This window comes from Rathayibacter caricis DSM 15933 (genome assembly GCF_003044275.1).
GTDB classification, from domain to species: domain Bacteria; phylum Actinomycetota; class Actinomycetes; order Actinomycetales; family Microbacteriaceae; genus Rathayibacter; species Rathayibacter caricis.
Map to the genome: position 1 here is coordinate 1,584,906 of NZ_PZPL01000001.1, position 18,287 is coordinate 1,603,192.

An 18,287-nucleotide genomic window follows, 5' to 3' on the forward strand; every position below is an offset into this window, starting at 1 on the left:
CTCCGACTCCAGAAGGATCCACGACCGTGATCGATCTCCTGCCCCGTCGGCTCGTCGTCGCCGGTCTCTTCTCGGGCGCCACCGTCGTGGTGGCCGGCCTGCTCTACGTCATGACCACGCGCTCCATGACCGGCAGCGCCAGCCTCGTCGTGCTCGCGGCCGGCGGGATCGCCGGAGCGTTCGTCGTGCTCCGGGTGCCCGCGCACTGGCTCCCCGCGCTCGCCCTGGCCCTCTTCGCGATCGTCCCCACCCCCCTCACTCCGTCGGGCTTCACCGCGCGCGTGACACTGTGGGCGGTCGTGCTGATCGTCTGGGTCGTGCGCCGCGCCCTCTCCCCCGAGCTGTGGAGGGCTCCGATCCGGTCGTGGACGAGCGAGCTGGTGCTGACCGCGCCGCGCGCGATCGCGATCCTGAGCGGCTTCGCGCTCCTCGCCTGGTCGGCCGTGGTCTCGTTCCGTTCGGAGTACGCCTCGGCCGGCGTCTCGTGGATGCTCAGCATCGCCGTCTGCGTGATGCTCCCGCTCTTCGTGTTCGACGCCCAGCGCGAAGCCGTGCTGCTGCGCAAGACCTGGGTGATCCTCGCCGCCGTCTTCGGCTTCTACGCCTGCATCGAGCTGGTCCTGCAGGGCTCGCCGTTGTACGGCACGGTCTACGAGATCCTCGGCCGCGTGTCGACCCAGCACTGGTCGCTGTACCGGGCCGAGGCGACCTTCGGCCACCCTCTGCTCGCCGGCACGTTCCTCACGGTCGGCGCCGCCCTCGGGTTCGGCGCCTGGCTGCAGGGCTCGCGCCGCTCCGACCTGATCTGCGCGATCATCGCCGCTGCAGGAGTCGTCGGCACCGTCTCGCGCGGCCCGATGGCGGCGGTCGGCATCGCGATCGCCGTGACCCTCGTCGCGGTGGCCTTCATGAATCCGAACCGGTCGCTGTCGCGGCCGGGCTCCATCGCCGTCGCGGGCATCATCGCGGCGGTCGGAGTGCTCAACTTCGAGCCCGTCACCGCCCGCAACAGCAACCTCGACGCGGAGATCTCGGCCGATGCCCGCAACGAGGGCATCACCGTCGCGCTCCAGGCGGCGGACTTCTCGAACTGGCTCGGCTCCGGTGCGGGGACCTCCGGCATCACCGGCCGCCTCTTCTCGGAGGTCGTCATCGAGAACTCGTTCCTGCAGCTGCTGATCAGCATCGGGATCCCGGGAGTGGTCTTCTTCCTGGTCTTCGTCGTCGCCCTCGCCGTCAGTGCACTCTCCAAGAAGGACGTCGCCCCGGCGACCGCCCTGCTCGGCTTCCTCATCTGCCTCGCCGGCTACAACGCGATGGACGCGGTGCGCTCGAGCCACCTCCTCCTGGGCTTCCTCGTGATCATCTGCCTGAACCCGGTCCACGTGCCCGAGTTCTCGAGGGGCATCCGCATGCGGCGCCAGCCGCGCGGTGCCCGCATCTTCGACGCCCCGGTCACCGCCAGGAGCGGGCGATGACGGGCGGGCGCGACGGCGCCGCGAACCTCGTCGTCCAGCAGTCGCTCGCGCCGCCGGACGACACGACCCAGTACGTCGACTCGATCGTCGACGGGCTCGCGCCCGGGGTCGAGCTCCTCTTCTTCTCGTGGCGGAGCGCCCTGACCGCCCGCTACGACGTGCTGCACGTGCACTGGCCCGAGCTCATGATCCGCGGCCGCAGCCGGAGCCACCGGTTCCTGCGCCGCCGGGCCCTGGACGTCCTGCTGGTCCGCCTCGCCCTGCAGCGGATCCCGCTCGTGCGCACGGTGCACAACGCCGAGCCGCACGAGAAGGGGCCCGTGGCGGAGCGGCGCTCGCTGCGGCGCATCGACAAGGCGACCGACCTCTTCGTCCGGCTGAACCCCACCACGGTCACCCCGGCCGGAGTCCCGGCCGTCACGATCCTGCACGGACACTACCGCGACCAGTTCGCCCGCCACCCGCAGCCGCCGTCCGAGCGGGGCCGCCTGCTGTACTTCGGCATCATCCGCCCCTACAAGGGCGTCGTCGAGTTCATCGACGTCTTCCGCGGGGTCGAGGACCCGACGCTCTCCCTGCACGTCGTGGGCAGCCCCAGCGCCGGCCAGCGCGAGCTCGTGGAGGAGCGCGCCGCGCGCGACGACCGGGTCTCGGCGACCCTCCGCCGGGTCGACGACGACGAGATGGTCGCCGAGATCGCCCTGGCCGAGCTCGTCGTGCTGCCGTACCGCGAGATGCACAACTCCGGGTCGATCCTGGTCGCCCTCTCGCTCGCCCGGCCCGTCCTCGTCCCCAGGACGCCCGCCAACTCCGTCCTGGCCGAGGAGGTGGGCAGCGACTGGGTCATCGAGTACGACGGCGAGCTGACCCCGGAGACGATCACGGCGACGATCGCCGACCTCCGCGCCCGCCCCCGCACCGGGACCCCTGCCCTCGCCGGACGCGACTGGGACCGGCTCGGACTCCAGCTCAAGGAGGCGTACCAGGACGCCGTGATCAGGAAGAAGAAGCCCAAGCGATGAGCGCAGCGCCCAAGGCCCCCGGCAGTCTCGGTCGCTCGGCGACCCGCGGCGCCGCTGTCACGATCGGCGGCCAGGCGGTCCGGATCGTCATCCAGCTCGGGAGCATCGTCATCTTGGCGCGACTGCTCGCGCCGGCCGACTACGGCCTGATCGCCATGGTCACGGCCATCATCGGCATCGGCGAGATCTTCCGCGACTTCGGGCTCTCCTCCGCGGCCATCCAGGCGAAGGAGATCAGCCGCGGGCAGAAGAGCAACCTCTTCTGGATCAACTCCGCGATCGGCCTCGTGCTCACGCTCCTGGTGATCGCGGCGTCGTGGCCGGTGGCGGCGCTGTACGGCGACCCGCGGCTCCAGCTGCTGACCGTCGCGCTCTCGTCGACCTTCCTCCTCAACGGAGTCGCGACGCAGTTCCGCGCCGACCTCGCCCGCCACCTCCGCTTCGTGAAGCTGACCGCGGTCGACATCGCGGGTCAGGTCATCGGCCTCGCGCTCGGCGTGATCCTCGCCCTGTCCGGAGCGGGCTACTGGGCGCTCGCCGCGTCCCAGGTGGTCCAGCCGCTGGTCGGCGTGATCGTCCTGATCGCGATCACGGGCTGGCTCCCCGGCCGCTACCGCCGCGGCGAGCCGATGAAGGCGTTCCTCCGCTACGGCGGCGGCGTCTTCGCGACGCAGGCGCTGACCTACGTCAGCAAGAACGTCGACTCGGTCATCATCGGCGCCCGGTTCGGCCCGGTCGACCTCGGTCTCTACAACCGCGCCTTCCAGCTGATGATGCTGCCGCTGCAGCAGCTGAACGCGCCCGCGCAGCGGGTCGCCCTGCCGGTGCTCTCTCGCCTGCAGGACGAGAAGGAGCGCTTCCGCACCTTCATCCTGTTCGGTCAGTCGGCGATGCTGACGGTCATGGGCCTCGTGCTCGCGGTGCTGGGATCCCAGGCGGACTCGGTCATCCGGATCCTGCTCGGCGAGCGCTGGCTCGCCTCGGTGCCGATCTTCCAGATCCTGCTCGTCGCCGGCTTCTTCCAGGCCACCGCCTACTGCTCCTGGTGGGTGTTCCTGGCGAAGAACCTCGTCCGCCAGAGCGTCTGGTACAGCCTCTGCACCCGCCCGCTGATGGTCGTCCTGATCCTGGTCGGCTCGAACTGGGGAGTGACCGGAGTGGCCGTCGCCTACGCCGCGTCCCTCGCCCTGACCTGGCCGATCGCGCTGCTCTGGATCGGCCGAACCTCGGATGCCCCCGTGGGCGAGATGTTCCTCAACGGACTGCGCAGCCTCGTCGTGTTCGGCAGCATCACGGTCGGCGCGTTCTTCGCGACGATCGCGCTCCCGGCCGACGTGCCGATCCTCCGCCTCGCCGTCGGCGTGGCCGCCGTGCTCGTCGGCGTCGGCCTGTGGACGCTCGTCCTCCCCGCGTTCCGCCGCCAGATCCTCGGGCTCGCCGATGCCCGCCGTCACCTCAAGCGCGCGCCGAAGGCCGCCGCCGCTCCGGTCCCCACCGACGAGCCGACCCTCGAGTCGGACCCCGCCGCTACTCCTAGTGAAAGAGACCGATGAAACTCAAGCTCGGCGTCGTGAAGTCCTGGAAGAAGGACTTCGTCACGACCACGCTCCTTCCCGCGAAGCGCGACGCGAAGGTCTTCCGGGCCGCCGTGTCGTCGCTCCCCGCCGCCCCCTCGGCGCACCTGCTGCTGGCCGCGCCGGGCAGCGGCAACATCGGCGATCAGGCCATGCTCGAGGCGTTCCTCGAGAACACCTCCGGCCCGGTCGTCATCATCGAGCGCTTCGCCGGTGATGTCGTCGTCCCCGCCGATCAGGCCGACCGCGTCGAGGTCGTCGTCCTGTCGCACCTCGTCTACGGAGTGGGGGAGGACCACGCAGCGGACCTCCGCCGCTTCGCCGAGCTGGTGCGCCGCGCGAGCACGTTCTCAGTGATCGGCGCCGACATGATGGACGGCAAGTACAGCCTCCGCGGATCCGTCCGCCGCTCCCTCCTCGCGCAGCTGGCCGCCGAGGCCGGCGTGCCGACGCGCATCCTCGGCTTCAGCTGGAACGGCAGCGCCCGCCTGGCCGCCAAGCGGAGCCTCGCCGCCGCGTCGCGCGCCGGTGCCGTCCCGATGCTGCGCGACCCGGTCTCGGCCGAGCGCGCCCGCGGCGACCGCGCGAAGGGCGTCGTCGAGGTCACGGACATCGTGTTCTCGGCCCGGACGCGGGACCGCAGCGCCCGCGACGCGCTCGACCTGCCCGTCGGCGTCCCCTACGCTCTGGTGAACGCCAGCGCGCTCGTCGCCAAGTCCGTCGACCAGGTCCCCGAGTACGAGCGGATCGTGGCCCGGCTGCGCGCCGCGGGCGTGCACGTCGTCCTCCTGCCGCACGTCTCGCGTCCGATCGGCGACGACAAGGTCGCGGTGCGCGCGGTGGCCGAGCGCGTCGGGACCGAGGGCGTCACCGTCGTCGACCGCGTGCTGTTCCCCGCCGAGATCCGCGGCCTCGCCGAGGACGCGCTGCTGGTCGTCACCGGCCGCATGCACCTGGCGATCATGTCGCTCTCGCTCGGAGTGCCCGCGATCACGCTGGCCACCCAGGGCAAGGTCGAGGGCATCATGCGCCTCATCGGCCTGCCCGAGCTCTGCGTCGAGCCCGTCCCGGGCTTCGCGGACGCGGTCCTCCCCGTGCTCGACCGGATCCTCACCGGACCGGACGGAGGCGGACTGCGCGCGACCATCGCCGCGGCGCTGCCCGAGGTCACCCGGCTCTCGGCGCTGAACACCCAGGGACTCGACTCGGAGGTCGTCAAATGAGCGCGACAGCACCGTCCACCCGTCCGAACCGGATCATGTTCGTCGTGACCTCGCTGCACGGCGGTGGGGCCGAGTTCGTCGCCCGCACCTGGATGCAGTGGCTGCTCGATCAGGGCTACCACGTCGACGTCGTCACGACCTCCTCGAAGGCCACGGACGAGTACCTCCCCGAGGGCGCCGTCCTGCACCGCATCGGCAACGGCACCGGCCACGTGGGCAAGGCGAAGATGCTCAAGGAGCTCTTCCAGCGCCGCACCCCCGACGTCGCCATCGGCCTGCAGGGCTACCCGAACATCGTGCTCCTGGCGGCCGCCGAGACCACTCCGAAGCGCTACCGGCCCAAGACGATCGTCAGCGAGCGCAACCTCGTCTCGCTGGGGATCCCCGGGTTCTCAAAGGTGCAGAAGGTGCAGCTGGGTCTCGCGAAGACCCTGTACCGCCGTGCCGACCACGTGATCGCGATCTCGCACCCCGTGGCGGGCGAGCTCGTCGCCGGCTTCGGCGTCTCGGGCGAGCGCTGCACCGTGGTGCCGAACCCCGCGACCGCCAAGGTCGACCTCACGCAGCGCGTGCACCGCGTACCGGGCGCGGCGAACGGCCTGCAGATCGTGCTGCCCTGCCGCCTCGTCGTGCAGAAGCGGCCCGAGCTGGCGATCCGCGCGGCCGAGGAGCTCGGCCGCCGCGGCGTGGACGTCCGCGTCGTCTCGTTCGGCGGCGGGCCGCTGCTCGACAGCATGCGTTCCGAGGCGACCCAGCGGCAGGTCGTCTTCGAGGACATGGGCTGGGTCGAGGACTGGTTCACCCACTTCGACGAGAACGCGGTCGTGCTGCTCCCGTCGCTGCGCGAGGGCTTCGGCAACGTGCTCGTGGAGGCCGCGGCCGCCGGAGTGCCGTCGGTGGCCGTCTCGGGCGCCCTCGGCGTCGCCGACGCGATCGTCCCGGGTCTCACCGGCGAGCTGTCGCTGACGGCCTCCGCCTCCGACCTCGCCGACGCCCTCCTCCGAGCGAGCGAGCTCGAGGTCACCGGAGTCGAGCGCTGGCTCGACCGCTTCTCGCTCGAGTCCAGCGGTCGCGCGCTCGAGATCGTGCTCGCGCGAGTGATGGCGCAGCCGTGACCTCCGCCCAGGCGCTCGTCTCGATCGTGCTGCCCTGCCACCAGGAGGAGGAGCACCTCGCCTCGGCGCTGGAGCGGCTGCTCCGGCAGACCCACGACCGGATCGAGATCCTGGTCGTCGACGACGCCTCGACGGACCGGACGGGCGAGATCGCCCGAGGTGCAGCGGAGAGCGACGAGCGCGTGCGCCCGCTGACCCAGGAGGTCAACGCCGGAGTCGCCGCCGCTCGCGAGCGCGGCGTCGGCGAGGCCCGCGGCGAGTGGATCTGGATGGTCGACGCCGACGACGTCTGGCCGGACGACGCCGTCGAAATCCTGCTGGCCGCGGCGCTGTCGACGAGGGCCGACGTCGTCGTGGGAGGCGCCGTCACGGTCGAGCCGGGAGGCACGACTCCGATCGGAGGTCTCCGCGGACCCGTGGCGCTGAGCGGCCGGGGCGCGTTCGACGCGCTCCTCGTGGGCGAGCTGACCGGGCACCTCTGGAACAAGCTGTTCCGCCGGACCCTGTTCGACGGCATCGACTTCACGAGGATCCGGCAGCACTCCGACCAGGCGCAGGTGGCCCAGCTCCTCGCGGCGGCCGACGAGGTCGCCGTCATCCCGGACCGGGTGTACGAGTACCACCTCCGCTCGGGGTCGATCATCCGGTCGGGTGCGAAGCGGGCCGACTCGCTCGCGGCGCTCGCTCGGGTCGTCGAGAAGACGGCCGAGGGCCTGGATCCCCGCCTCACGGGCTCGCCGGAGTTCGCGTACTACCAGGCGCGGTTCAACCTGCTGTCCCGCTTCAAGGACGCCACGTCCGGGGCTCACGAGGCCGGCGAAGCGGACCGACTCTGGCGCGAGACGCACGGTGAGGCCTCGCTCCGGCACCTGATCGCGCTCGCCGGACACCGCGATGCGAAGCGCGCCGTGCTCTTCGCGCTCGCCTGGGGAGCACCCGCGCTGTACCGGCGGGCGATGGACGCGGGTCGCGCCCGACGGTGACCGTCCGGTGGCACCCTCACGAAGGGGGACGCCGCCGGAGGCTCGGCGGGATCGGTACCACGTGTCCCCCCGAATCCTTCCAAGTAGGTGTGAGTGTCGCGCCTCCCGTAGGCTGGCCGGGCTGCGACGCGTGCCGGGCCCTGCCCGGTCCTGTGGAGCGGCTGGATCCGAGGGTGGTCCGAGAAGTGCAAAGGGGGGTGGAGATGGTCAAGATGATGAAGGCGCCGGCCAATGCTCGGCGCGAATGGGTCGACTTCGCCAAGGGCGCAGCGATCCTGTTGGTCGTGTACTACCACACTTCGCTGTACCTGGGCGACATCGGCGTGGAGAACACGCTCGGCCGGATCAAGGTCGTCTTCGAGCTCTTCCCGATGCCGGTCTTCTTCCTCGTCTCGGGGCTCTTCGGGAGCCGGATCCCCACATGGTCCTTCCGCGACCTCTGGCGCCGCAGGCTCTACCCGCTGCTCTGGCTGTACGTCATCTGGTCCGTGCTGCGCATGGTCTTCTACCTGGTCGTCCCGCTCGCCAACGGCGGACTGGGCGAGCTGCCGGCGACGGACCCGCTCAACCTGCTCCTCCTCTTCTTCTGGCCCAGCAGCAGCTACTGGTTCATCTACGGCCTCTTCCTGTTCACCCTGGGGGCCTGGCTCCTGCGTAGGGTCGATCACCGGGTGCAGGTCGCCTTCGCGGCGATCCTCGGCACGCTGTTCACCACCGGTCTGATCAACACGACCAACGTCGGCTGGAACCGCATCGGCGCCCTGTTCGTCTTCTTCCTGGTGGGAACCCTCTACTCGAAGAAGATCATCGACTTCGTCGAGCAGAAGGGCGCGAAGGCCTACCTCATCGTGACGCCGGTCTTTCTCGTGCTCAGCGCCGTGCTGTTCGTCTTCCCCGTCCGCTGGGTGCCGTTCCTGGTGCTCGCGGCGCAGATGGCGGCCGTCGCGATGGGCATCCTGGTGGCCCGCTCGCTGTCCCGCGTGCGGTTCCTGCACTTCGTCACCACGTGCGGCGAACGGAGCCTGCACATCTACCTGCTGCACCTCTACGTGATCGTGGCGAGCATCACGTTCCTCCGCTTCGCCCTCCCCGAGGACCGCTCGCGCCTCGCCGGGCTCGAAGTCCCCCTCCTGCTCGTCGTCCTGGTCCTGGCCGTCGTGATCTCCCTCTTCGTCACCCGGTACCTCTCGAAGATCCGCTGGATCTACGTGCCGCCCGCGATCCTCGGCGGCCCCGGAGCCAAGCGCAAGCCGCGCCCGGGCACGCCCGCCGTCAGCCCCGAAGCCCGCGCGACCGATTCCGTGAGCACACCGGACATCGGCTCCCGCACACCTCCCTCCCCCCGATCCACGAAGGCGGACACCGAAGAGTGACGAAGGCAACCACGTACCGCAGAGCCGGACTCCTGGCGATGGCCCTGGCCGCCGCCGCGACGCTGGCAGGCTGCACGGCGAGTCCCGGCCCGGTCTCCACCCCGGTCGGCTACACGACCGAGAAGGCCATCGAGTACCGCTCGATCGACGGCGCGTCGCTGAAGGCGGACGCCTGCCTCCCGACCGGCGAGACCGGGTCGCTCCCGGCCCTGGTGCTGATGCACGGCGGCGGGTTCGTCGAGGGCGCCCGGAACGAGGGCGGCATGTCCGAGCTCTGCGCCTACTACGCGCAGCGCGGCTACGCGTCCTTCACCATCGACTACCGCCTCCTGCCCGAGAGCCTCTACCCGGGGCAGATCGAGGACGCGCAGGCGGCCGTGGAGTGGCTCCGCGACCCGGAGCAGGTCGAGCGCTTCGGCATCGACCCCGCCCGCATCGGGGCGATGGGCAGTTCCGCCGGCGCCATCATCGCCGCGTCCCTCGGCACCGCGGGCGAGGGCCCGCTGAGCGAGGGCTCCCGGGTCAAGACGGTCGTCGCCTTCTCGGCGGTCGCCGACATGACCGAAGCGGGCCTCACCCTCGGCGATCCCGCCCCCGAGGCGGAGCAGCAGATCGTCTCGTACCTGGGGTGCGAGTCCGTCAGCGAGTCCTGCCCCCAGGCGATCCCCGCGTCGCCGATCACCGCGGTCGACGCGAGCGATGCGCCCCAGATCTGGCTCACGTCCGAGGACGAGCTCGTCCCCGTCGAGCAGGCCGAAGCGATGCAGGCGGCGCTGCAGGGCGTCGGAGTGGCGGCCGAGGTCGGCATCGACGGCGAGCAGCACCACGGTCTGCAGAACAACACGCCGAACAACAAGAAGGCGATCCTCGCCTTCCTGCAGGCGAATCTCTGATCCGCAGCCCCTCGCTGCACCTTCTCCGATGAGCCGCGGAACCCGGCTGAAACATCACGACGCTAGAGTCGGCTGCCGAGCACCCACGGTGCCGATCACGAAAGGGACACCAGAATCATGACCTTGAACGGACTTGTCGCCGGCATCTGGCGCAGATGGATCGTGATCGTCGTCTTCACGCTGATCGGAATCATCGGCGCCCTCATCGTCAACTCGGTCGTGCTCCCTCAGTACCGGGCGGAGGCCCGCGTCTACGTGGCGGTCTCGACCACGGGGGCCCTCTCGACCAGTGACCGGGTGGCCGCGAACAGCGCCGCAGCGCAGGCGACGGTCACCTTCGTCGCCCTCGGCACCTCCGACACGGTGCTGCAGGGCGTGATCGACAGCCTCGGGCTCGACGAGACGATCGAGGACCTCGCCTCGCGCGTCGAGGTCACCTCGGAGCTCGAGTCGGTCGTGATCACCATCGCAGCGACGGACCCGAACGCCGAGCAGGCGGCGGTCATCGCGAACGCCCTCGCGGCGCAGCTCGACGCCTCTGTGCAGGGCACCGAGACGCCGGCGGTCACGGCTCAGCCCGTTCCGGTCATCCAGCTCGAGGTGCTCAGCCAGGCGATTCCTCCGGTCATCCCGGTGACGGGAGGCCCGATCGTCCTGCTGATCCTCGGCCTGCTCGCGGGCGCCGTGATCGGCGTCGGTGTCGCGATCGTGCTGACCGCGCTCGACCGCCGCATCCGCGACGGGGACGACGTGCGCACCGCCCTCGAGCGCCCGCTCCTCGGAGTCGTGCCGTCGAAGGTCGCCAAGCTCGGCGAACTCCTCGCCTCGGACCGCATCCCGGCCCGGTACTCCGCCGTCGCGTTCGAGCTGTCCTCGATCGGCCGCGCCCGCTCGGTCAGCTCCTTCGCGCTGGCTCCCGCCACCTCGAGCACGCCGCACATCACGAGCGCCGTGCTCCTCGCCAAGGCGATCGCCGCCGTCGGCTCCTCGGTCATCCTGGTCGACGCCACCTCCGACGGATCAGCACTCGCCGACGCCGCCGCGGGCCGCCCCGGACTGCGCGACGTCGCGTCCGGCACCGCCTCGCTCGACGCCGCCGTGGTCCGTCGCCAGGACGACGGCATGGACCTCCTGCCCGCCGGTGGCCGCAACGCCGCCGCCGCAGGTCGTCCCGAGGCCCTGCGCGCGGTCATCCGCGAGCTCGAGCAGGTCTACGACATCGTGCTCCTGATCACCGGAGTGGTCGGCTCGACCGAGGAGTCCATCGCGTTCCGCGGGCTGGCCGATGCGGCCGTGCTCGTCCTCGTCGAGGGCAAGGTCGAGGGCCGTCAGGCCGCCGCCGACACCCACTGGATCGAGACCGCCGGCACCCCGGTCGTCGGCGCGCTCGTCGTGGCCCGCCGCCGCCTGCAGAAGGCGCCCGCGATCGTCTGATCGACCCCTCCTGAAGCGCGTGCCGCCCGACTCCCGTCGGGCGGCACGCGCTTTCGTCGTCTGCACCCCTCTCGCCGGTCGGGTGGCCCCTCAGGCTCCGGGCGGCGGTGGATCTCGATACGCCCGCTGCGCGGGCTGCTCGATCAGCAGGGGTGGCCTCTTCTGCTGGTCGGGTGGCCCCGCCTGCTCCAGGTGGTGGTGGATCTCGATACGCCCGCTGCTCGGGCTACTCGATCAGCGGGGGTGGGGGGTTTCCTCTGCTGGTCGAGTAGCCCCGGAGGGGCGTATCGAGACCGACCGTCTCCGGGCGGTGGCCTGCTCGATCAGCAGGAGTAAGGGCCTCGAGCGACCAGCCCCGCGACGACAGCGCCGCCCCCGTCAGGTCGACGCGGGCGGCGCGGGTGCTCGGGCCGGCGCGGGGCCGGTCAGTGCGTCACGGGGTGCAGGGCTGCGTTCCGACGGGGTCTGCGCCGGAGTTGGAGCAGCTGAGCGTGTTGCCCTCGGTGGTCCACTTCGACGGCTGGTGCAGGTACACCGGCGCCGACGTCGTGCCGACGGCGAGGTTGCCGTCGATCGAGTTGTCGTTGCCCGAGCCGTCGGCGTGCGTGATGACCTGGTAGCCGTACGTCGCGCCTCCGGTGGCCGTGTTGCCGCTGACCCGCCACTCGTTGCCCGACACGAGGACGAGCGAGGCGGTGTTGGAGTCGAGGCGCGACCCGGCCGAGACCGTGTTGCCGAGGATCGACCCGTCGAGGGTGCCCTCCTTCGCCTCGATCGCCTCGGCTCCGGTGTCGCTGATCGTGTTGTCGATGATCGAGATCCGGGCGGAGCTGTCGGGGTCGCAGTCGTTGTACTTGCACCAGTTGCGGCCGGAGGTGCCGATGTAGACGCCCTCGCCGAACTTGGCGGTCACCAGTCCTGTGCGGCGGATGGTCGTCCCGGTGACCAGGGAGTCGGTCGTCTGGCTGCGCAGGTGCACCGCCTCGTAGCCGATGCCCGTGACCGTCAGCCCGGCGATGGTCACGCCTGCGCCCTCGAGCACCTGGACGCCCTGGAAGGAGTCGCGCACGGTGAATCCGGTGAGGTGGACGTCCTCGACGTCGTTGAGCATCAGCGCGGTCCCGGAGGAGATCGTGCCGGAGGTCACGACGGCGTCGGAGGAGCCGCAGATCCAGACGTCCTTCTTCTTCCGCAGCGCGAACTCGCCGGTGTACTCGCCGTCGGCGAGGCGGATCACGTCGCCGGAGCGCGCGGAGCGGAGCGCCGAGTCCAGTTCGCCGGAGTCGGACACCGTCGTCGTGGGAGCGGGGCAGTCGAAGGCGGCGTCCACGGCGGCGCGCTGCGAGCGCAGCGCGTCCGTCGTCGAGGCGGCCTCGTTCAGGCGGGCGCGGCGTCCGGAGTCGTCGACCCCCTCGACCCAGTAGCGGTAGTCCTCGTCGGCGGAAGCGTCCTCGTCGCGGTAGAGGCGCACGGGGTCGGACACGGAGGCGAGCTTCTGCTCGTCGGAGCCGTCGGCCTTCGAGCGGAAGACGTCGTAGGACTCGGCGTCGGAGGAGAGCGGGGCGTTCCACGCGACCGCGTAGCCGTCCGTCAGGGGAGCGAGCGTCACTCCGCCGACCGCGAGACCGTCGGCCGAGAGCACGAACGCGTCCACGATCAGGTTCTTCCCCGACGACTTCGGGTTCTTCTTCCCGGTGAACGAGACGGTCACCGTGTGGCGGCCCTGGTCGAGGCCGCTCTTCTCGAAGACGGGCACCTGGTACTCGGCACTCGGGCTGTAGCGGTCCACGGCTGTCGCCGGTCCTCCGTCGATCGAGACGTTCGCGATGCCGGAGGAGGAGGTCGTGCGGCTGAGCCAGCGGAAGGACGTGCCGATGAAGTCGAACGAGACGGAGCCCGCCGAGGTCAGGTACTTCATCGATCCTCCGCTGTCGCCGCCCTTCAGGTTCTTCCAGCGTCCCTTCCACACGAGGACGGGGTCGGTCTCCTCGGCGACGAGCGGAGCGGTCGCGGACGGGGTCAGCGCCGGTCGGGCGGGCGTCGACGGGTCGCTCGTCGGGACCTCCGGCTCGTCGGTCGGTGCGTCCGAGGGGGTCGGCTCGGGAGTCGATCCGTCGCCGCGGACGATGTCGAACGCATCGATGACGAGGTTCTTGTCCTTCGAGGCCGCGGCCCGCGTGCCGGTGTACGAGATCGTCACCGTGTGCTGCGCGTCCGGCAGGCCGCTCCGCGAGAAGACCGGCACCTTGTACTTCGCGGTGGGGCTGTAGCGGTCGACCGAGGCGATGTCGTCGCCGTCGAGCGAGACGGAGGCGATGCCCGCGTAGGAGGTGGTGCGGCTGATCCAGGTGAACCCGGTGCCGCGGAACGTCAGCGTGACCGATCCCGCGCGGTTGAGGAAGCGGATGCCTCCGGCGCTGTCACCGCCCGACATGGTGCGCCAGGGGCCGTCGTACACGAGGGCGGGGTCGCCCTCCTGCACGCGGACGGTGTTCCCGGCGCCGGGGTCCAGCGTGTCCGCCGAGGCGGCCTGGGAGACCAGGGGGGTGGCGAGCAGGGCGAGTGCCGCGACGAGGGCCCCGACGACGACGCCGCGGCGACGGCGCGCGGGGCGGCTCCGCTCGCGGGGGAGGGTGTGCGGTGAGGGGTTCACGAGTGGCTCCGGGGGCTCAAAGGGGCTCAGGGGGCGTGCGGGGGACGTGGGGTGGAAGCGGGACGAGCCCTGATGCGGGCTCCCCGGCTGCCCTCGACGCCGATTCGCGGCGCCGCTGTCCGCAGGGACGGGCAGACGTGGGATCGCTGCGATCCGGGCGGGCGGGGACCGGCCGGGGCTCGACGGCGAGAGGATGCGGTGACGGACGAGGAGGGGGATCCGGGCTTCGGGGTGGGGCCGCGGGAACGCCTCCACCCTACCCGTGCCCGCTGTCCCACTCCTTGGGGGTACGAGCCGATACAGTCCGACGTGACGGAGAATTCATCTCCCCGATTCATCGGCGAAACATGCACTGAGATAACGTCATGAGACCCGTGCGCCGGATTCCCGGGATCATCGGCGCCGGTGGGTCGATCGAGCGCGACGGGGATCAGGAGGGGTGGCGATGGACGGAGTCTCGACCGGAACCGCATCGACGGACGCCCCCGTCCCGACCGGGCGTCGGGCCAAGCGCGTCGTCCGGACCGTCCCGCGCTGGTGGTTCCTGCTGCGGCGGGCCCTGCTCGTGCCCCTGCTGGCACTCGCCCTGCTCGGCGCGGGGATCCCGCTCTACGTGACTCCGCCCATCGAGCGGATCCCCGAGCACGCCGACGCCGTCTTCGTCCTCGGCCCCTCCACCCGGGCGCGCGTGGAGTACGCGCGCCGCATCATCGAGTCGGGTGTCACCGACGTGATGGTGCTGTCCGTCGGTCCGACGGAGATGCAGGCCGACTACGAGGACAAGACGTACAAGAAGTGCAACGAGGAGGGCGGCGACGTCCTCTGCTACGCGGCCGAACCGCTGACCACCCAGGGCGAGGCGCGGCAGCTCGAGCGGATGGCCGAGGAGTACGGCTGGGACTCGGTGATCGTGATGACGAACGAGCCGCACATCGTCCGCGCGCGGATGATCATGGAGCGCTGCTACTCGGGCGAGATCTCGATGATCCCCTCGAACGAGCCCATGGGGTTCGACTACCTGATCGGCCAGTACTTCTACCAGACCGGCGGGTTCCTGAAGGCGTTCTTCGTCACGAACACCTGCTGAGCGCTGCGATAGTGTTCTTGCGCGTCGCGCCGAGGTGCCTCGCGAGGACGTCCGGAGCACTTCCGGGGAACGCCCGGCCGGCGGATCGCCCCGCCCGGGCGACGCGACAGACCCCGACCCGCACCCGAAAGGCCCGCCTGTGATGCAAGCACGCTCGATCTTCGCCGTCGGACGAGGACAGTACGAGAACATCGGCGACATCATCCTGCGGCGCCAGCTCCTCGACTGGCTGCGCGAGGCCGGGCCGATGCACGTCTACGTCGGGCACTCGCCGTGGGGCTACGACGACGGTCTGCGCCTGGGCCCGGACGACACGGTCTACCGCTCGCTGGTGCGCTGGTACGCGGCCCTCGCCCGCGAGGCGCTCGCCGGTCGTGCGCACTCGGTCTTCAAGCCGGGCGAGATCCAGCTGACGCTGATCGGCATGAAGGAGCACCTGGTCATGCTCCCCGGGATCGCCCTCGTGCGCCTGGGCGGCGGCAAGGTCATCCGAGCCGGAGTCGGCACGAGGAACTTCGCCCCGCTGCCGCGCGCGATCATGTGGCCCTCGATGGCCCTCTCGAGCTACACCCGCTGGCGCGACGACCGCACCGCCTCGTACATGCGGGTGGGAGCGGCGATGCCGGACCTCGGCTACGGCGAGGGCGCGACGGACGACGAGATCCGCTCGTTCCTGCAGGAGCCGGAGGATGCGCGCCGCATCCTCGTCCTCTCCCTCCGCGAGGACCACGAGGTCGACGCGCGTCCCTACCCCCGCAAGGAGTGGCTGGACGCCATCGCCGCGTACGCGCAGCGCGAGGACCTCGACATCCACGTGGTCACGCAGGTCGCGGTCGACTCCGACCGGTCGCGCCGCCTCGCCGCCGACCTCGGCGCCGAGCTCCTGGACTGGGACCCGAGCGACACCCACGACCAGCACGAGGTGAAGCTCCGCGAGCTCTACCGCCGCACGCGCATCGCCCTGAGCGACCGCCTGCACGTCATCATCATGGCGTTCACCGAGGGCGCGGTCCCCGTCAGCCTGCAGATGGACTCCTCGACCAAAGCGTCCCGCCACTTCGAGACGATCGGCGTCGACGGCGTCACCCTCGACATGTCGAAGGCCCGGCCCGAGGACGCGGTCGAGTTCCTCGGCGCCGTCGCCGGACGCCGTCGCGAGCTGCTCGAGGCGCTGCTGGAGGCGCGCGGTCGCCTCCGCGGCGTGCGCGACGACATCCAGTCGCTCCTCCGCACGCCCAGCCGGGGGAGCCGCACCCGCGGTGCCGCCGCGAAGCGCCCGGTCTACCACGTGGGCCGCAGCGGCGAGGTGCCCGGGGGCATGACCCAGGTGGTCAACGGCTACCTGTCCTGGCCCTTCGAGCGCTCCGAGGTCGGAGTGATCTCGTCGCGCACCGCTCCCGGTGAGCACGTGGCGGGGGCCCGCCTGGCGGCATCGGCCGCCGCGCGGATCGTGGCGCTGGCCCGGCGCGAGCCGCAGGCCGTCGTCGTCGTGCACCTCTCGGAGCGGGGCTCGTTCCTGCGCGAGGGATCGCTCCTGCGCCTCGCGCACCGCCTGGGCCTGCGCACCGTCGCCCACCTGCACGGCAGCGAGTTCGCCGCGTTCACCCGGGCGCACCCGTCGCTGGTGAAGAACGTGCTGCGGAGCGCGGACGAGGTCATCTCGCTCTCGGCGGAGACGTCCGAGATCTGCCGGCGCTACGCGCCCGCCGACCGCGTGCACCTCGTGCCGAACGCGATCGAGAAGGGGACGCCGTCGGCCAAGACCGACACGGTCGTCTTCGGAGGGGTCGTCAGCCGGCGCAAGGGCGTCGACGTTCTGCAGAAGGCCTGGGCCGATCTCGCGAAGGGCGACACGTGGCGCCTGCTCGTAGCAGGTCCGATCCGCGAGGAGGAGATCGTCGACCGGAGCATCCCCGGCATCGAGTTCCTCGGCTCGCTCGAGCACGACCGCCTGCTCGACCTGCTCGACGAGGCGGCGATCGCGGTGCTGCCCTCGCGCGACGAGGCCATGCCCATGTTCATCCTCGAGGCGATGGCGCGCGACGCCGCCGTCGTCTCGACCGCCGTCGGCGGGATCCCGGAGGTGCTGTCGGAGGGTGTCGGCTCGGTCGTGCCCGCGGGCGACGCCGAGGCCCTCGCCTCCGCGCTGCGCGAGCTGATCGACGACGCCGAGGCGCGGGCGCAGATGGTCGAGCGGGCCGCGCGCCGGTTCGACGAGCGTTTCTCGGCGACCGCGGTCTTCCCGCGGGTCGAGGACGTCTGGCTCGGCACCGTCGCGCGCTGACCCTGCGGGGTGCGCGGTCGGGCTCGACCGCGCACCCGCGGGGACCGGGAACTCGCCGGGGATAAGGCTGGGGAAGAGGCGCCGGGCGCTCGTGCGCCGGGCGGGGGCGTAAAATCGTCGTGCCTGCGGGATCCGGCGGGTCCGCCCGCGGCCGACGCCTGCACCGGACCGCATCCCGCCGCACCGTGAGGCGGATCGCCCCGCATCCTCCGCCGACCGCACCACCAGAGAGGCTCGATCGTGGCCGAAGCCGCCGACACCGCCCGGACGACGAGCCGCACCTGGCTCCTCCCGCTGGGCCGCGCGATCGTCGCCGCCGTCGCCGGATGCACGGTCACGTTCTCGCCCGACCACAGCCCCGTCCTGGGCCTCGCCGTCTTCGCGGGCTTCGCGCTGCTCACGGGCGCGCTGTCGCTCCTCCTGGCCCTGCGCACCCTCACCGGCCCGGGTCGCGCGCCCGCGCTCGTGTCGGCCGGAGTGACGCTGCTCGCGGGAGTGCTCGCGCTGGTCGCGCTGCCGGTCCCGTCGCTGATGCTCTTCATCGCCCTCGTCTCGGGCTGGGGCCTCGTCGCGGGCACCTTCGAGCTGGTCTCCGGGCGCCGCCGCAGCGGACTCGCCGCGCGCGACTCCGTCGTCGTCGGAGCCGGGACGCTCCTGCTCGGAGCGGCCTTCGCGCTCCTCCCGCCCCACCCCGTCGTCTCGGTGGGGCTCCTCGGCGCCTACGCCGTGATGGTCGCCGTCTACCTCGGGATCGCCGCGTTCTCGCTCAAGTGGGCGGGCGCCTCCGACGCCGTCGCGCCCTCCACCCCGACCACCGGAGGAGACCGATGACCGCCGAAGGCCCCACCCCCGACTCCGGCTCGACCCCGGGCGCCGACGACGAGCACTTCACGCCCCGCACGTTCCAGCCCGCCCGCAAGGACCGGCTGCGGCCGCTCGAGCTGATCGGCTTCTCGGCCGTCATGGCGCTCTTCGTCGGCGGCGTGGTGCTGCTGTCGACCCGCGAGATCGTGGTCGCGCTGATCTCGTTCGGAGTGACGTTCATCGTGGTGCTCGTCGCGATCGCGATGTTCTCGCTCACCTTCAAGCCCGACGGCGCCGAGATCGCCGACATCGACGAGCAGGACCGCGGGCACGGGGCCTGATCCTCGTCGCGGTCCCGTGACCG

General features: G+C 71.4%; 14 protein-coding genes. 13 read left to right on the forward strand and 1 reads right to left on the reverse strand.

Annotation, left to right across the window (positions count from 1 at the left end; all coding sequences use genetic code 11):
* Nucleotides 1-26 precede the first annotated feature (26 nt).
* The 9 genes from C1I63_RS07230 (at nt 27) to C1I63_RS07270 (ending at nt 11,095) form a co-directional block, all read left to right on the forward strand.
* The gene (locus C1I63_RS07230) at nt 27-1,478 is read left to right on the forward strand and encodes an O-antigen ligase family protein (RefSeq protein WP_107574334.1); all 1,452 of its coding nucleotides are present in this window, start codon (nt 27-29) and stop codon (nt 1,476-1,478) included.
* Complete coding sequence (locus C1I63_RS07235; protein ID WP_107574335.1) at nt 1,475-2,500, forward strand: glycosyltransferase; 1,026 nt, start codon at nt 1,475-1,477, stop codon at nt 2,498-2,500. The genes C1I63_RS07230 and C1I63_RS07235 overlap by 4 nt, the downstream gene beginning before the upstream one ends.
* The gene (locus C1I63_RS07240) at nt 2,497-4,053 is read left to right on the forward strand and encodes a lipopolysaccharide biosynthesis protein (RefSeq protein ID WP_107574336.1); all 1,557 of its coding nucleotides are present in this window, start codon (nt 2,497-2,499) and stop codon (nt 4,051-4,053) included. Before C1I63_RS07235 ends, C1I63_RS07240 begins: the two co-directional genes overlap by 4 nt.
* Nucleotides 4,050-5,297 (forward strand): polysaccharide pyruvyl transferase family protein, encoded by a 1,248-nt coding sequence (locus tag C1I63_RS07245; RefSeq protein WP_107574337.1) that lies wholly within the window; start codon nt 4,050-4,052, stop codon nt 5,295-5,297. The genes C1I63_RS07240 and C1I63_RS07245 overlap by 4 nt, the downstream gene beginning before the upstream one ends.
* A complete protein-coding gene (locus C1I63_RS07250; protein ID WP_107574338.1) occupies nt 5,294-6,412 on the forward strand; it encodes a glycosyltransferase in 1,119 nt (372 codons plus the stop codon). Before C1I63_RS07245 ends, C1I63_RS07250 begins: the two co-directional genes overlap by 4 nt.
* On the forward strand, nt 6,409-7,395 hold the full coding sequence (locus C1I63_RS07255) for a glycosyltransferase family 2 protein (protein ID WP_170116340.1): 987 nt from the start codon (nt 6,409-6,411) through the stop codon (nt 7,393-7,395). Before C1I63_RS07250 ends, C1I63_RS07255 begins: the two co-directional genes overlap by 4 nt.
* Before the next feature lie 203 nt (nt 7,396-7,598).
* On the forward strand, nt 7,599-8,768 hold the full coding sequence (locus tag C1I63_RS07260) for an acyltransferase family protein (protein ID WP_146168393.1): 1,170 nt from the start codon (nt 7,599-7,601) through the stop codon (nt 8,766-8,768).
* A complete protein-coding gene (locus C1I63_RS07265) occupies nt 8,765-9,661 on the forward strand; it encodes an alpha/beta hydrolase (RefSeq protein WP_107574340.1) in 897 nt (298 codons plus the stop codon). The genes C1I63_RS07260 and C1I63_RS07265 overlap by 4 nt, the downstream gene beginning before the upstream one ends.
* 117 nt (nt 9,662-9,778) lie before the next feature.
* A complete protein-coding gene (locus tag C1I63_RS07270) occupies nt 9,779-11,095 on the forward strand; it encodes a Wzz/FepE/Etk N-terminal domain-containing protein (RefSeq protein ID WP_107574341.1) in 1,317 nt (438 codons plus the stop codon).
* A 433-nt stretch (nt 11,096-11,528) separates the two neighbouring features.
* Here C1I63_RS07270 and C1I63_RS07275 read toward each other — a convergent pair whose 3' ends face one another.
* Nucleotides 11,529-13,748, reverse strand: coding sequence for a right-handed parallel beta-helix repeat-containing protein (locus C1I63_RS07275; RefSeq protein ID WP_107574342.1), 2,220 nt, complete (start codon nt 13,746-13,748; stop codon nt 11,529-11,531).
* A 445-nt stretch (nt 13,749-14,193) separates the two neighbouring features.
* Between C1I63_RS07275 and C1I63_RS07280 the strand changes: the two genes are divergently transcribed.
* The 4 genes from C1I63_RS07280 to C1I63_RS07295 all read left to right on the forward strand — a co-directional run bounded on the left by C1I63_RS07280 (nt 14,194) and on the right by C1I63_RS07295 (nt 18,264).
* On the forward strand, nt 14,194-14,835 hold the full coding sequence (locus tag C1I63_RS07280) for a YdcF family protein (RefSeq protein ID WP_107574343.1): 642 nt from the start codon (nt 14,194-14,196) through the stop codon (nt 14,833-14,835).
* 142 nt (nt 14,836-14,977) lie between these two features.
* On the forward strand, nt 14,978-17,119 hold the full coding sequence (locus tag C1I63_RS07285; protein ID WP_146168394.1) for a glycosyltransferase family 4 protein: 2,142 nt from the start codon (nt 14,978-14,980) through the stop codon (nt 17,117-17,119).
* 240 nt (nt 17,120-17,359) lie between these two features.
* The gene (locus C1I63_RS07290) at nt 17,360-17,950 is read left to right on the forward strand and encodes a DUF308 domain-containing protein (protein WP_055785928.1); all 591 of its coding nucleotides are present in this window, start codon (nt 17,360-17,362) and stop codon (nt 17,948-17,950) included.
* Nucleotides 17,947-18,264 (forward strand): hypothetical protein, encoded by a 318-nt coding sequence (locus C1I63_RS07295; RefSeq protein WP_244907003.1) that lies wholly within the window; start codon nt 17,947-17,949, stop codon nt 18,262-18,264. Before C1I63_RS07290 ends, C1I63_RS07295 begins: the two co-directional genes overlap by 4 nt.
* The last annotated feature ends 23 nt before the right edge of the window (nt 18,265-18,287 follow it).